The organism is Pseudomonas sp. 5P_3.1_Bac2, from assembly GCF_025465995.1.
Lineage (GTDB): Bacteria > Pseudomonadota > Gammaproteobacteria > Pseudomonadales > Pseudomonadaceae > Aquipseudomonas.
Genome location: NZ_JANLNY010000006.1, coordinates 1187419 through 1201652, shown reverse-complemented (window position 1 = coordinate 1201652; position 14234 = coordinate 1187419). Strand labels below are relative to the sequence as shown.

General features: G+C 58.0%; 11 protein-coding genes. 6 read left to right on the top strand and 5 right to left on the bottom strand.

What is annotated here, in order from left to right; genetic code table 11:
* Window positions 1-63 precede the first annotated feature (63 nt).
* Both NTD81_RS09650 and NTD81_RS09645 read left to right on the top strand, forming a co-directional pair.
* Window positions 64-2424, top strand: a complete 2361-nt coding sequence (locus NTD81_RS09650) for a TonB-dependent receptor (RefSeq protein WP_262181955.1) — start codon at window positions 64-66, stop codon at window positions 2422-2424.
* A gap of 419 nt (window positions 2425-2843) precedes the next feature.
* The gene (locus NTD81_RS09645) at window positions 2844-4118 is read left to right on the top strand and encodes an MATE family efflux transporter (RefSeq protein ID WP_262181953.1); all 1275 of its coding nucleotides are present in this window, start codon (window positions 2844-2846) and stop codon (window positions 4116-4118) included.
* A 51-nt stretch (window positions 4119-4169) separates the two neighbouring features.
* On the opposite strand, the gene NTD81_RS09640 is transcribed toward NTD81_RS09645, so the two are convergent.
* The 3 genes from NTD81_RS09640 to NTD81_RS09630 all read right to left on the bottom strand — a co-directional run bounded on the left by NTD81_RS09640 (window position 4170) and on the right by NTD81_RS09630 (window position 9208).
* Entirely contained in the window at window positions 4170-6443 is a 2274-nt protein-coding gene (locus NTD81_RS09640) for an ATP-dependent DNA helicase (RefSeq protein WP_262181951.1), read from the bottom strand.
* A complete protein-coding gene (locus tag NTD81_RS09635; RefSeq protein ID WP_262181950.1) occupies window positions 6440-8098 on the bottom strand; it encodes a VRR-NUC domain-containing protein in 1659 nt (552 codons plus the stop codon). The genes NTD81_RS09640 and NTD81_RS09635 overlap by 4 nt, the downstream gene beginning before the upstream one ends.
* Window positions 8099-8176: 78 nt before the next feature.
* Entirely contained in the window at window positions 8177-9208 is a 1032-nt protein-coding gene (locus NTD81_RS09630) for an AraC family transcriptional regulator (protein ID WP_262181948.1), read from the bottom strand.
* A 95-nt stretch (window positions 9209-9303) separates the two neighbouring features.
* Between NTD81_RS09630 and NTD81_RS09625 the strand changes: the two genes are divergently transcribed.
* From NTD81_RS09625 to NTD81_RS09610, 4 genes are read left to right on the top strand one after another with little or no spacing between them, the layout of a single operon-like run.
* Window positions 9304-10167 (top strand): aminoglycoside phosphotransferase family protein, encoded by an 864-nt coding sequence (locus tag NTD81_RS09625; RefSeq protein ID WP_262181947.1) that lies wholly within the window; start codon window positions 9304-9306, stop codon window positions 10165-10167.
* Complete coding sequence (locus tag NTD81_RS09620; RefSeq protein ID WP_262181946.1) at window positions 10167-11771, top strand: glycerol-3-phosphate dehydrogenase/oxidase; 1605 nt, start codon at window positions 10167-10169, stop codon at window positions 11769-11771. The genes NTD81_RS09625 and NTD81_RS09620 overlap by 1 nt, the downstream gene beginning before the upstream one ends.
* Window positions 11768-12415 carry a class II aldolase/adducin family protein gene (locus tag NTD81_RS09615; protein ID WP_262181944.1) on the top strand — a complete coding sequence of 216 codons (648 nt, stop codon included), beginning with the start codon at window positions 11768-11770 and terminating at the stop codon, window positions 12413-12415. Before NTD81_RS09620 ends, NTD81_RS09615 begins: the two co-directional genes overlap by 4 nt.
* Complete coding sequence (locus NTD81_RS09610; protein ID WP_262181942.1) at window positions 12412-13071, top strand: hypothetical protein; 660 nt, start codon at window positions 12412-12414, stop codon at window positions 13069-13071. Before NTD81_RS09615 ends, NTD81_RS09610 begins: the two co-directional genes overlap by 4 nt.
* Window positions 13072-13239: 168 nt before the next feature.
* Here the strand turns inward: NTD81_RS09610 and NTD81_RS09605 are convergent, their stop codons facing one another.
* Together NTD81_RS09605 and cadR are read right to left on the bottom strand one after the other, a co-directional pair.
* Window positions 13240-13590, bottom strand: coding sequence for a DUF2790 domain-containing protein (locus NTD81_RS09605; protein WP_262181940.1), 351 nt, complete (start codon window positions 13588-13590; stop codon window positions 13240-13242).
* Window positions 13591-13701: 111 nt separating this feature from the next.
* Entirely contained in the window at window positions 13702-14154 is a 453-nt protein-coding gene (gene cadR, locus NTD81_RS09600) for a Cd(II)/Pb(II)-responsive transcriptional regulator (protein WP_262181939.1), read from the bottom strand.
* Window positions 14155-14234: the final 80 nt, after the last annotated feature.

Genomic DNA, 14234 nt, shown 5'->3' with positions numbered 1-14234 from the left:
ATCAATCTAGATAAATAACAGTATGGAATAAGTGAGGTCGATGCATCAGGCAAAGGAGCCGCCATGTATTCATACAACCGTACCTCCCAGCGTCCCACCTGGCGCTTAAAGCGCCTGCCGCTGGCCTTACTCTTGGCTGGCAGCGCGGGTTGGGGCAGTAGCTATGCCGCCGAGAGCAGCCCGCCGCCAGCGGCCAATCCAACCACCCAGGCCCAAACCGGGGACAAACTGCAAACCGTCACCGTGACTGCCCGGCGCCGTGAAGAAAGCGCGCAAGATGTGCCCACGCCGATGAGCGTACTCAGCGGCCAAACCCTCGAAAGTCAGCGCGTTTATCGCATTCAGGACCTGCAGCAGCTGGTGCCCAGCGTTAACGTGGCTTATATGCATGCGCGCCAGTCCAGCGTGTCGATCCGTGGTCTGGGTAACAACCCGGCCAGCGATGGTTTAGAAGGCAGCGTGGGGCTGTATATCGATAACGTCTATCTGGGTCGCCCCGGCATGGCGGTGTTTGACCTGATGGATATCGAGCAGATGGAAGTGCTGCGCGGCCCGCAGGGAACGCTGTTTGGGAAAAACACCACGGCCGGGGTGATCAATATCAGCACCCGCGCGCCGAGTTTTGATCTGGAGCGCAGCATCGAAACCTCGGTGGGCGAGGACGGTTATTTTCAAACCAAGGGCACCATTTCCGGCCCCTTGACCGATGAACTGGCCGGACGCTTTTCGGCCTATCGCACGCGCAGTGATGGCGATATCAAAAACGAGTACGACGGCCATGATTTAAATGGCGGCTCGCGCCAGGGCTTCCGTGGCCAGCTGCTATACAAGCCCAATGAGAGCTTTAACCTGCGTTGGATCGGTGATTACAACGAGGAAGATTCCAGCGCCGGCACCCGCGTGCTCTACGACACCGGACCAATCATCAATGGCCGCAATCAATATGAAACGCGCGCCGCTGCCGCTGGCGCGACGTTGGTCAATGGTCGCCATCGCAAGGTCAACCTCGACGATGATCAGCGCGTCACTGTGTTCCAAGGTGGTACTTCGCTGGAGGCCAACTGGACACTGCCCAGCGACTTCACCCTGACCTCAGTCAGTGCTTATCGTTGGTGGGATTTCACCCCGCGTAACGACGATGGCCTCAACGTGCCTGCTGCTTATAACTCTGGGGTGTCAGTGGAGGATAAGCAGTGGTCCCAGGAGTTTCGTCTGGCGTCCCCCAAAGGCGGGCTGTTTGATTACGTGCTGGGGGCTTATTACTTCGGCTCGGACCTGACCAACAAATCCTTTACCTACTACGGTCCCCAAGCGGATGTGTGGAACGGCACCGCGCCAGGCGCCCTGAGCAATGTCACCAGCATTGGTGACGGCAAAATCCGCACCGACAGTTTTGCCTTATTTGCCCAAGGTACCTGGCATTTAACGGAGCGCTTGGACTTTACCGCCGGGGTGCGCGGCACCTATGAGGAGAAGAGCGCCCGGGTAAGGCGTAATGCCCCTGTGGGCGGTGTGGCAGTCAGCGGCCCAGCCGCGACGCAGCGGCGTGGCCGCACGGGAGCCTATGACTCCGGTGACCTCAACCAATACAGCGCCACGCCATCGGGGCTGCTCAACCTGAGCTATCGCTTCACGGATGAATTGCTCGGCTACGCGACCTTGTCCCATGGCGAGAAGTCCGGTGGGGTTAACTTGGCCGTGGGTTCGGCACCGGTGGCTGGGGCAGACTCGCTGCTGGTCGGCACCGAACGCGCGAACAATGCCGAGCTGGGCTTTAAAAGCACCTGGTGGAATCAGCGTTTGCAGTTTAACGCCAACCTGTTCTGGACCCAGGTCAATGGTTATCAAACCAACGCCTATGACGATGCCAACCGTGTGCAGTACCTGACCAACGCCGGCTCCGTGCGTTCGCGCGGTATCGAGTTCGACAGCTCCATCGTGCCGCTGCGTGGCCTGACCTTGAACATCAACGGCTCCTACAACGACGTGCGTTACCAATCCTATAAAGACGCACCATGCCCGCCTGAGGTGAGCTTGGTTGCTGGCGCCCCGGCGTCTTGCGACTTAAGCGGACATCAGGTGGTGGGCGCGTCGAAATGGATCGGCAACCTCAACGGCGAGTACAAGTGGAACCTGAGTAACGGCTTCGAGCCCTATGTCACCGGCAGCTACGCCTTCCGCTCCAAAGCCGTGGGCACGGTGGAAGACTCCGACTATGGGCAAATCCCCAGCTACGCGGTGGTTAACTTCTCCACGGGCCTGCGCGGTAACTATGAGCAAGGGCAGTGGGATGTGTCGCTGTGGCTGAAAAACGCCTTCGATAAAACCTACTACACCACCCTGTGGACAGCGGCCAACGGCGGTTACGAAGGCTTGCTGGGTAATCCTCGGACCTTGGGCGTGACTGGGCGTTACGACTTTTAAAACAGATTGGTAAGGGGTACTGAGGATTGACCTGTCCGGGGTTTATTGCCGCGCCATTCTTAATGGCAGGTTAATCATGAGGCACTTAATGGCGATGCATATGAGTGCCTTTGCAAACTCTGGGCAGGTATTTAACTTGGCTGTAGTGGGAGAGATTATTTATGGCTTTAAAGGTTGGCTGTGATGCGCAGAGTTACGGATTTTTATATGGGGTGACTGATCAATGCTTTAAATCTGCTGGGTCTTGAAGGGGCTGCGAAATGATTAGATGGGTTTCAGATGCTTTGATGGTTTTTAAATAATAATTATAGGTGGTTTTTTGTGGTCGTTGGGGGATTGGTTTGGCGGTTAACCATCATACACAGCTATCAGCCAAAGAGTTCTACGGGTATGCAGTCCTGGTAGGCTTAAGCAGTTCAATGCAGCTTATATGGAGTATTTCTGATATATGGGTTGTGTCTGAACGATCTATGGTTTATGTAGCTGCCCTTGGCTTGGTCGATGCCGTATTCGTTATGCTATCCGCCTTGGCTTATGGGATCATTGATGTTCATTCTGCACAGATCTCCAAGTCCGAAGGGGCTGCTAAGTTTGTTCAGGAATATCCTACGCTTTTACTATCGGCGCTAGTGGCTATCATAGTGAGCTGGGTGCCAGTAAAAATATCAAGTTTGTTCTTTGTAGATATTTTAACGCTGCTTAAACAGCCTGTTGAAGCCATAGTGATCGCTGAATCGAACCTGCAAGTGCGCGCCGATGCATACGTTTTGGGTGTCATGTATGTGATCGTCCCGCTGGCTTTACGAGTGCGTGGCTATCGAAGGTTGCCATTAGTGCTGATCGGTTTAAGTCTGTTGCTAAAGCTGTATCTCAACTCGGTTATTGAACAGCTGTTTGCGCAGCTTGCGCGTAGTCATATTGAGCAAGCTGTTGCCTATGTGACGGCTATAGTACAAGCTTTTTCAATTTCTATAGGTCTGCTCGTTCTGTTGTCATCGACTAATGAACTGAGAAAATTTAGATTCGACCTGAATGTTTTTGCCGCGTCTTGCCGGGATCTAATAAGTCATGCGCCTAAAATTGCGGTTTGGAATCTGAACGATTTTGCTTCAAGCGCTGTTGTAGTGTTTGTGTTTGGTCGCATAGGTACAGATTTTCTGGCAGCGGCTAACTTGGCATCAAAACTCACCAGTTTGTTCTATCGTGTACCGCAGGCCCTGACTGAGTCGGCCTTTATTTTTTATAGTTATGCGTTGAATAGAACCTTGGGTGAGCGTAGACGCATAAACAAAAGCACTGTGATTTACAGTGTGTTGCCTGTAGTTATATTGGGTTTTGTTGTTTTGTTCTGTGCGAATGATGTTGTGCGCTATATGACGCCTGGCGCTAAGCCTGAGTTACAAATGGTTGCTGGGTTTATTATTAAAGTCCATATGCTGTTCGCCTTGTTTTATGTGCTGCAGCACTTGTTCTCGCAGTTTTTAGTCGTCGAGCGGCAGACGAGGTTTTTACTCATTTCTTCTGTGATGAGTACATGGCTGTTGGTGATTCCAGGTGTATTTCTGCTCGATGCGCTTGGTCTGTCGGGTGAGGCGATTATTGTTTTTGAGCGTTGTTCAATCGCTCTTATGGCTTTGGTCAATATCGCTTATTTCAAATACTTTCAAAGCACTATTGCCCCCTCCGCTAGATGAGGGGCATTGGTGGCTTGAGTGGCTGTCCGCACTCTTGCCTCTCCGGGGTGCTCAAAGGCGCAGCAACTCCAGCTGCCACCAACTGGGCAGCAGCTCGCGCACTTTGGCTTGGGCGAAGCGATCATCGAGCAGATACACCACGCCTTGATCATCGGTGGTGCGAATCACCCGGCCGGCGGCTTGCACCACCTTTTGTAAACCTGGGTAGAGGTAGGCGTAGTCATAGCCGTTGGCCTCGGGGAACATCTGTTCCACCCGGTCTTTGATTTCTTCATTCACTTCATTGATTTGTGGCAGGCCCAAAGTAGCGATAAAGGCGCCAATCAGGCGCTTGCCCGGCAGGTCGATACCTTCGCCAAAGGCGCCGCCGAGTACGGCAAAACCAATGCCTTCGGAGTGCAGGGTAAAGCCATCGAGAAAGGCCTGGCGTTCGCCTTCGTGCATGTGCCGGGTTTGCGCACTGCTGGGGATCTGCGGATAGCGCTGGGTGAAAGCTGTGCGTACCTGTTCCAGATAGGCATAGCTGCTGAAGAAGGCCAGATAGTTACCCGGCTGGCGCTGGTACTGCTGGGCCATGAGCTGGCAGATCGGCGCGAGGCTGCTGTCGCGGTGCTGATAGCGGGTGGAGAGGTTACGCACGATGCGCACGCTTAGCTGCTGCGCGCTAAACGGCGAGGCCACGTCGAGCCACTGGGTTTGCGCTGGCAGCCCGAGCAAGTCGCGGTAGTACTCGGCCGGGCGCAAAGTAGCGGAGAACAGCGTGGTGCTGTGGGCGCTGCTAAAGCGATCAGCCAGAAACGGCGCGGGCAACACATTGCGCAGGCACAGGTTGCTGTCGTTACTCAGGCCTTGCTCAGTCTGGCGCGTAGCATCGAATAACGAATGGGGGCCATAGGACTCGCTCAGGCGGCAAAACAGCATGGCATCCAGATAAAACTGCAACAGGTTGCGTGGATTGCCATCGGGTTGTTCACTTAAATGATCGGTGATGGCGGTGACGGCTTTTTGCAGGGCCGCCACCAGCAGCTCAGGGATTTGCGGGTAGATCTGATAGTCGCGCTCTTGCAGGCGGTTGAGCTGCTCCCAGTGCCGGCCAACTCTTTGCAGGGCGCTGCGCACCGACTTGGGGGCGGTGCCGCAGAGGTTGTGCAGCACCGTTTGATCCAGCTCGGCGCTGTACATGCTTCGGGCGCGATCAACCAGGTTATGGGCCTCGTCCACCAGCACGGCGATACGCCATTCGTTGAGCAGGGTCAGGCTATAGAGCAGGGCGCCCAGATCGAAGTAATAGTTGTAGTCACCCACCACCACATCGGCCCAGCGGCACAGCTCTTGGCTTAAGTAATAGGGGCAAACCTTGTGTGCCAGGGCAATGCGTTTGACCTGTTCGTGGCTTAGCCAGGCGTGCTCAAGGGCGGCAGCGCGGGCCTCGGGGAGGCGATCATAAAAGCCTTTGGCTAGCGGACAGGATTGGCCGTGGCAACTGTTGTCCGGGTATTCGCAGGCTTTGTCCCGCGCCACATGCTCCAGCACCCGCAGCGGTACGTTGGACTCGCCGCGGCGCAGGCTGTGCAAGGCATCCAGCGCTAGGCGCCGGCCTGGGGTTTTCGCGGTGAGGAAAAACAGGCGATCCAGCTCTTGCCCGGGCATGGCTTTAAGCTGCGGAAATAAGGTGCCGAGGGTCTTGCCAATGCCGGTGGTGGCTTGGGCCAGCAGACTGGTGCCGTCGCGGGCGCTGCGAAACACCGCTTCGGCGAGCTGGCGTTGGCCGTGACGAAAGCTTGGGTAAGGGAACTGCAACTGCTCCAGATAGGCATCACGGCGCACGCGGTGAGCCTGTTCGTGCTCGGCCCAGCGCAAGAAAATCTGGCACTGCTGATTAAAGAACTGCTCAAGGCTGGCGGCGCTGTAATGCTCGCTGAAGGCATGTTCGGCGTGGCTCATGACATCGAAATACACCACCGCCAGCTCGATTTCACTTAAACCGCGCTCGGCACACAGCAGCCAGCCATAGACCTTGGCCTGAGCCCAGTGCAGCAGGCGGTGATTAGCCGGAATGCGGCTGATATCGCCACGATGGGTTTTGATTTCTTCCAGGCGCTTGGCTTCTGGGTCGTAACCATCGGCGCGGCCACTGACCAGCAGGCCGGGGTAGAGGCCGGCCAGCAGTACTTCTGCTTGATAGTCGGGGCCACGACGGCTGACCACGGTTTGATGGCCGGCCATGCCTTCCTGGGCCGTAGGCGAGGGGGTAAAGCGCAGGTCCAGGTCGCCCTGTTTGGCGGTGAATTCACACAGCGCCCGCACGGCGACGCGATAGCTCATGCACGCCAGCTCACGTAACACACCTCAACCGCAATGCCCTGTTCGGCAGCGAAGTTGAGCCAGCGTTTTTGGTTGTCTTGCAGGCGGTCGCCGGGGCCTTTGACTTCAATCATGCGGTAGCTGTTGCGCTCGGGGTAAAACTGGATCAAGTCCGGCATACCGGCGCGGTTGGCCTTGAGGTCGCGCAGCAAACGGCTAAAACAAACACGCAGATGGGCCGCCGGGATGCACGCTAAGGCCAGCTTGAGCAGCGGTTCATCGAGCATCTGCCAGAACACAAAGGGTGACTGGGTGGCGTATTTTTCCTGGTAGCGGGCAAGCATCAGGTATGGGTAATCCGGCTGGTCGAGGCGGGCTAGACAGTCGCTAAACAACTGCTGGCGGCGTGGCACAAAGTCGTCACTGTACAGGTCGACCGGGGCGCTATGAAACGGATGAAAGAAGGCCCCCGGCAATGGGGCAAAAATCGCCTCCCAACAGAGCAGGCCAAACAGGCTACAGAGCAGGGTGTTTTCTAGGTAAAACACCGGCGCTGATTCGCTGTGCAAGTGCTCAAGCACCGCCCACTCGACACTGCCGTGCTCGGGCTGATCGAGGACTAAATCCATGCGCACTTCGGCAAAGGCCTTGGCCGGCTTGCTCTGGCTTAATCCTAAGCGGCGGCGCAGACGGGTTAGGGCTCGGGCCAGGCGCTGACTTTCTTCATCGCTGCCAGGCTTCTGGGCAAACGCCTCTGCTTGTTCTAAGGCTTGGTTATCGCGGCCTAATAGCTCCAGCACGCGCACTTGGCGCCAGCGTGCCTGACCATGTTGGCTGCGTTGATAGAGGGCCAGGGCCTGCTCCAGCTCGCCGGCTTTCTCCAGCTGCTGGCCCAGTTGAAACAGCAGGCGCGACTGGCGCTGAGCCAGGTAGGGATTGTTGGAACTAAAAGCCAACAGCGGCGCCACGATGGCTGTCAGTTCCGCGCCTTGCTCGGCCTGTTGGCGCAGATCGCGCAGCAGCAGGTAATCCTCGATATCTTGGCGCGACTGAAACCCCCGCGACTGCGGGCTGATGTCCACGGCCTCGTAACGGTAAATACCCAAGTCGGCGAGGACAAACTCGCTCCAGTCCTGGCCCAGGTTGCCAAAGAACATCAGCCGCAGGCGGTCGCACAGCTCGCTGATTTGCAGGCTCAGCAACTGATCATCCAGCGCGGGACACCACTGCCTAAAACTCTGCGGCTGCTGGGCAAGGGCTACAAGTTGCTCGCTCAGCGCCGCTTTGCTTTGGCTTTTGCGTTGATCGGGCAGCGTGAGGTGGCTGAGCATCTCATCCTTGCGCAGCAGCTCGGCCAGCTCTTCAGCCGTCAGCAGGGCCTCAGTACTGAGCCAGTTGTGGGCCAGTAACGGCTGGGCTGCTTGCAGGCAATCGCCAATTTCCGCGTAGCTGAGTTTGCTTAAGCGAAAATGACTGCCGCGGCGCATGATCATCCGCACCAGCAGGGCCTGGCTGGGCTGGGCAAGCAGGGCGAAATGATCGATAAAGGCCTGTTCTTCGATACTCAGCAAATCGGCATAGCGTTGGCTAAGCCAGGCCAAAGCCGTACGGAAGTTCGCTAGGTAATAAAACTCAGGCAGCGGATCGCTGCGCGCTGGAGTGGTGGCTGTATTCATATACAGTATTGTGCTGATTGCGCCCAAGCCGGGCAAGCGCAGCTGACGACAGGAGCGCAGTGCCGAGCCGCGGCGCGCTTAGTTTGCATGGCTTACCTCAGCGCTGCGCAACTGCTGCGGCGTCTGGCCAAACCAGCGTTTGCAGGCGCGGATAAACGAGCTTTGTTCGTTGTAACCGAGCAGGGCGCTGACCGCCGCCAGCGGTAAACCGGCATTGGCTAGATACAGCCGCGCCTGGCTGCGGCGCAGGCTGTCGAGCAGGTCAGCGAAGACAATCCCCTGCTGTGCTAAGCGTCGCTGCAAGGTGCGTTGTTGCAGGCCTAACTGCTTGGCGATGGCGGCAATGCTGGCACCGCCGAGCGCCAGTTGCTGAATGATCAGGGTTTCGACCTGTTTGCCTAAATCCAGCGGGAAGCGCCGGATAATCCCGGCGATGTAAGCCTCGCTGGCTTGGCGCAACTGCGGGTCGGCTTGGTCGATGGGCTGATCGAACTGCTCCAGCGGCAACCAGATGGCGTCGACACTCTGCTCAAACTGCACTGGACAGGCGAAGTGCGCCTGATACTGCGCCAGAGGCAAGGCCTGCGCATGGCGCATACGTACTTGCGGCGGCGTGCTATCGAGCGCCACCAACATGCGCCACAGCTTGCAGGCCATGCCGAAGGACTGCTCGGTAATCTGCCGGTGAGCAATGCCGGGGCTCAGTAGCAAGACGTATTGCACCTCGATATAGCGTGGGTCACTGGCCGGCACAATGCTGATGGCGGCGCCGGGGGTGTGGTAGGCAAAGTGCTTGGTCAGCCCCTCCAGCGCGGCGCCCACGCTGCTGGCGTTGAGCATGATCTGCGCCAGCGGGCCGTACATCGATATGTCCTGAAACTGCACGATGCGCAGGCCTAAATCCGCCCAGTTGAGCACCTGCGCGCAGCGCTCATACAGCTTGGCCAGATGATCCAGAGGGATAGGCAGATCCGGGTTTTCTATGGCGGCCAAACTGATCTCGCATTCACTCAGCAGCTGCTCAAGACTCAAGCCTTGACTGGTGAGCAGCTCGGCAAAGCCCATGAGCGCGCGGGCTTGAATCATCTGTGAGAGTTGATGGGTCGACATAGGGGCGGCCAGTGATTGTCATCAAATGACAATACTAAGGTTTGCCGCGCTGCCATGATAGCCGCGCAAGTGAAGTCGCCAGTAAAGGAATAATAATGAGCGAATCACCGGTCAGCCTTGCGCCGCTGGGCCCACCCTTAGTCAGTGCACGTTCCGCGCAAATCTACCCTTGGGCCGCAGGGCAGGTGCTTAAGCTGTTCTATGAACATATAGCCCCCAGCAGCGCGCGCTGGGAGCGGATCAATGCCGAACAAGCCCATGCCCAGGGCGCGACGCGTATTGAGTGCCAGGGCGAGGTAGAACTCGACGGGCGCTACGGGATCATCCTCAGCCGCATCGAGGGCACGACCTTGACCGCCAGCGGTGAGCGTAATCCGCTGACTATTCTGCGCATGGGCCAACTGCTCGCACAGCAGCATTGGCAAGTGCATCAGGCCCGCAGTGAGCAACTGCAAAGCATTAAAAGCCTGCTTAACCAGCATTTGGCCGGCAGCGCCTTGGCGTTTTTAACCGGCGCCGAGCAGGCCAAGATGGCCGCTTATGTGCAGCGCTTGCCGGAGGATAACCGCCTGCTGCACCTGGATTTTCATACCGACAATATTCTGCTCGACCGCCACGGGGCGACGGTGATCGACTGGGCTACGGCGGCCACCGGAGATATCGGTGCGGATATCGCCATGAGTTATTTTTTGTTCAATGAAGCTGAGCTGTTTCCTGGCATTAATAAGGCCCAGGAGCTGCTTTACGGCAGCCTGCGCAGTTTTATCTACCGCAGTTACCGCAAGCACTACCTGCGCCTGATGGGCATGAGCCAGGAGCAACTCGCCGCGCATATCCAGCGTTGGTATCTGCCCATGCTGATCTACCGCTTGGCCCTGTGGCAGGCGCCCACTGAGGTGGCGCGCTTGCAGCAGCAAATTCGTGACGGCATTGCCCGGTTGCCAGAGGTGGCTGGGTGATGAACGCCAGTCCTCGTCTAAGCCTGGCTGAATGTGCCGGGCAGCAGTGGGATCTGATCGTCATTGGCGGCGGCATCACCGGCGCGGCGGTGCTGCGCGAGGCCGCGCGGGTAGGGCTTAAGTGCTTATTGCTGGAGCAGCGCGACTTTGCCTGGGGCGCGTCCAGTCGCTCGGGCAAATGGGTGCATGGCGGCCTGCGCTATATCAAGCAAGGTCAGTTCAAGGTTACCTGGCACTCGGTGCAGGAGCGGGAAAAGCTCTGTCGGGAGTTGCCTGGCTTAATCCAGCTCAAAGCGATGCAGTGGCCCTTGTTTAAGGGCAAGTGGCAAGCCAGCGCACTGATTCATGCGGGCCTGCGGCTGTATGAGTGGATGGCCGGCACACGCCGCCGGCATGCGGCAGATCTCAAGCAAATGGCGCTCGACTTTCCCTATTTGCAGGCTGTTGGCCTTAAGGGCGCAGTGTGTTTTTACGAAGGCCAGACCGATGATGCGCGCCTGACCTTGCGCGTGTTGCAGGAGGCCCGCCAGTGCGGCGCGCAAGCGCTGAACTATGCCGAGGTCACGCAACTGCTGAAGCAGCCGCACAGCGGCGCCGTGTGCGGCGTGAAGGTGCAGCGCCAGGGCAGCGCTGAGCTGCATGAGATCCACGCACGGCAAGTGATTGCGGCCACCGGCGCGTGGGCTGATCGCTTGCGCCAGCAGGTGCGGCATAACCCCCATGAGCACTTGCGGCCGCTGCGGGGCAGCCATTTGTTATTTAGCGCCGAGCGTTTGCCGATCCACAGCACCTTGGTGCTGGAACATCCACGGGATCGGCGCCCTGGCTTTATCACCCTGTTTCAGGGGCGGGTCATGCTGGGCAACACCGATATTGATCACCGCGCTGATTTGCAAGGCGAAGCGGCCATCAGCCCTGAGGAAGTGGATTATCTGCTGGAGAATATCCGTCATCACTTTCCGGCGCTGAATATCACTCGGACCGATGTGTTGAGCAGCTTTGCCGGCGTGCGCCCGGTGGTGGACAGCGGTCAGGCTGACCCGTCGAAGGAGTCCCGCGAGCATGTGCTGTGGCATGAGGATGAGTTGATCAGCATCGGCGGCGGCAAGCTGACCACTTTCCAGCACATTGCTATCGCTGCCCTGCGTTTGGCCCAGCACAAGTTCCCGGGTGTCAGTTTTGACCCTGGACAGCCGCTGTTGGCGACCGCGCCACCGGCCGTGGTTTTGCCTGCGCAGTTGGATGTGCAGCAGGGCCAACAGTTACTGGGCCGTTATGGTGCGGCTGTGGCGCCGATGTTAGCTCAGGCCAGTAGCGCGAGCCTGCAGCAGATTGCGGGCACGCAAACCCTGTGGTGCGAACTGGCCTGGTGTGCGGCCCATGAAGATGTTCAGCACTTGGATGACTTGTTGCTGCGGCGTACGCGCATTGGCTTGTTACTTGAACAGGGTGGACTAAGCTTGCTGGCGAATATTAGGACCTTAGTACAAGAAATCCTTGGCTGGAGCGACGCACACTGGCAGCTAGAAGTGGAGCGCTATTGCCAACTTTGGCGCACGCATTACAGCGTGCCTGACGCAGCCGTGGACGAGGCCAGCAGATGATTTTTGCCCAGCAACGACAGCAGATGGTCGAGCTTTGCCATCACTTATCCAGTAAGGGTTATTTCGCCGGCACCGGTGGCAACATCATGCAGCGCTTGGACGACGTGCATGTATTGGTAACGCCTTCTGCCACGGACTACCTCAGCATGGGCGCCGCCGATATCGCGGTACTGCGTCTTAAAAACCTAGAAAAAATCTGTGGCAAGCGCGCGCCCAGCGTCGAGAGCGCACTGCACGCCAGCGTGCTGCGTAAGCGCAGCGATGTGCGATGCAGCATCCACACCCATCAGCCGATTGCCAGTGCTTGCGCATTGCTCGGCGTGTCGTTAGCGGTGCCGCCGCAGTTGCAAGGCAGCTTAGGCCGTAAAGTGCCCATGGTGGGCTATGGGCCATCCGGTACGTTGTTGCTCACTTGCAAGCTGGCACGCCAAGTGCGGCCAGGGATTAATGGTTACTTATTGCGCAACCACGGCGTGCTTTGTGTCGGTCAAGACAGCCAGCAGGCGCTACAAGCCTTGGATGACCTTGAGCGTTTGACCCAACTGCATCTGGCCGCGTTAATCGAGCGCCAAGCCCAGCGTCGGCCGCGTAACGCGCAAATCTATCAGCAGCTGCTGAGTCGCCTGCATGAGGCTGGCCAATGACCATACAGGCCAATATCAGCGTCGAGCAGCTGCAACGGCAGATGTGGTTTAGCGTACGTAAGCGTCTGAGCGATAAACAGCTCAGCACCGATGGCTGCGCCTGTTTGTCGATGGCCATCCCCGGTACGCAGAAGTTCTGGTTTGGTTACCAGTATTCCGCCTCGCCTTGGTTGGTGGATCTCGGCCAACGTCCAGCCCAGGGCCCTGAGGAGTGCCTGCACGGGCAGATCTATCAGGCGCGGCGGGATGTGTGCGCCATTGCTTGTGGCACCGGTGATTACACCAGATATCTGTTGGAGTTGTGCGGTGATTTGCCGGTGCTGTTCGATGAGCAGGCACGCCATCTGGGGGCCTTAATCGAGGTGCGTGAAGGGCCGCTGGCGCTGCGTCAACAACTGCAAAGCGGCACCAATGTCTTGCTCGTCGGCTCGCAACTGCTGGTGCTGGGCATGACCGGGCAACGCCTGCTGTTTAACGCCGAGCTATTTGAGAAATGCGCCCAAGCCTATGTGTTGGCCGCCGCTACTGGACGCCCAGTCAAGCGTTTGCCCTGGTGGGTGCGCTGGATCGCCGGCAGGCGCTTGCAGCGTGATCAGCGCAATGCCCGTATCCGCAGCCAAGACTATTTGCTCCCAGAGGACGCGAAGGGCTATTAGTGCGCGCCTAAGCCTTCAAGCACAGCCGCTGATGGGGGCGCTCAAGCCGTTGGCACCGCCAATCGCGGCAGAGCCAGGGCATCATTGCTAGACCTAGCAAGGCATTCACCCCTGGGTTGAACTTGCGCGGGTTAGCCAGCGCGCACGGCACACATAGCCACGCGGCCCTTAACGTTGGTTGCGGCACAGCCCCTGACTGCGATAGCGCACACTGCGCAGGGTGTCGCTGGTGTCTTCAAAGACCATGATCTTTGGCACCACGCCGCAGAACTGCGGTTTGGGCGTGATAAACACCACCTTGGCAATATTCAGCGGCATGCCGTAGCGATAGTCCTCAGTCTGCGGCGTGGCTTTGCCGACTTTATCGGCGTAGCGCTGCGCGGCAGCTTGGGCTTCCTTTTCAATTTGCGCGGCCTGTGCGCTGGGAAAGTCCTGCAGGGTGGCACTGGTACTCGGGCTGGCGCTGACGGCGGCAATCACAAACAGCAGCGCGCTGGGTAATAGTCGCAAAGCTCGCATGGCATGACCTATCGATGAGTGGATTCGCGGTCTAGGCTAGGCGGCTGCGGATTACTCAGCAGTGGCGCGGGCATTACAAAATTGCAATGCGCGCTTAGGCGCTGTTAGCCATCAGTGGGAGTGGCTTTTGCCCACATGGCTGTCCTGGCCTTCTTCCGGCAGGCTGATGCCGCCATTCACATTGAGCTGCTGGAGAATGCCGCAATCTTCAGCGCCTTGTGGGTTGGCGCAGCGCTCACGGAGTTCGCTGAGTTGTTGATGCAGGGCGCGCAAGCTGTCGATGCGCGCCTGCACATGCTCGATATGCTCGTCGACTAGGCTGTTGATGCCGGCACAACTTTGTTGCGGCAGGGCGCGCAGGGCCAGTAAGCGTTTGATTTCCTCGAGGGTCATGTCGAGGCTGCGGCAGTTACGGATAAACACCAACGGCTCGATATGCTCCGGGCCATAACTGCGATAGTTGCCCTCAGTGCGGCCAGGGGCGCTGATCAGCCCTTCGCGCTCGTAATAACGGATGGTTTCCACCGGACAACCCACTTTGCGCGCTAGCTCACCAATCTTCATTGCCGATCTCCTTATAGTGCTTGACCCTATAGTGACTTCAGGGTGTGTAGTGGGCAACAGGGATCATGAGGAACCTGAAC

Excerpts from the sequence above, each read along its gene's own strand:
- NTD81_RS09650 (WP_262181955.1), top strand. The coding sequence starts at position 64 with ATGTATTCATACAACCGTACCTCCCAGCGTCCCACCTGGCGCTTAAAG.
- NTD81_RS09645 (WP_262181953.1), top strand. The coding sequence starts at position 2,844 with ATGCAGCTTATATGGAGTATTTCTGATATATGGGTTGTGTCTGAACGA.
- NTD81_RS09640 (WP_262181951.1), bottom strand. The coding sequence starts at position 6,443 with ATGAGCTATCGCGTCGCCGTGCGGGCGCTGTGTGAATTCACCGCCAAA.
- NTD81_RS09635 (WP_262181950.1), bottom strand. The coding sequence starts at position 8,098 with ATGAATACAGCCACCACTCCAGCGCGCAGCGATCCGCTGCCTGAGTTT.
- NTD81_RS09630 (WP_262181948.1), bottom strand. The coding sequence starts at position 9,208 with ATGTCGACCCATCAACTCTCACAGATGATTCAAGCCCGCGCGCTCATG.
- NTD81_RS09625 (WP_262181947.1), top strand. The coding sequence starts at position 9,304 with ATGAGCGAATCACCGGTCAGCCTTGCGCCGCTGGGCCCACCCTTAGTC.
- NTD81_RS09620 (WP_262181946.1), top strand. The coding sequence starts at position 10,167 with ATGAACGCCAGTCCTCGTCTAAGCCTGGCTGAATGTGCCGGGCAGCAG.
- NTD81_RS09615 (WP_262181944.1), top strand. The coding sequence starts at position 11,768 with ATGATTTTTGCCCAGCAACGACAGCAGATGGTCGAGCTTTGCCATCAC.
- NTD81_RS09610 (WP_262181942.1), top strand. The coding sequence starts at position 12,412 with ATGACCATACAGGCCAATATCAGCGTCGAGCAGCTGCAACGGCAGATG.
- NTD81_RS09605 (WP_262181940.1), bottom strand. The coding sequence starts at position 13,590 with ATGCGAGCTTTGCGACTATTACCCAGCGCGCTGCTGTTTGTGATTGCC.
- cadR (WP_262181939.1), bottom strand. The coding sequence starts at position 14,154 with ATGAAGATTGGTGAGCTAGCGCGCAAAGTGGGTTGTCCGGTGGAAACC.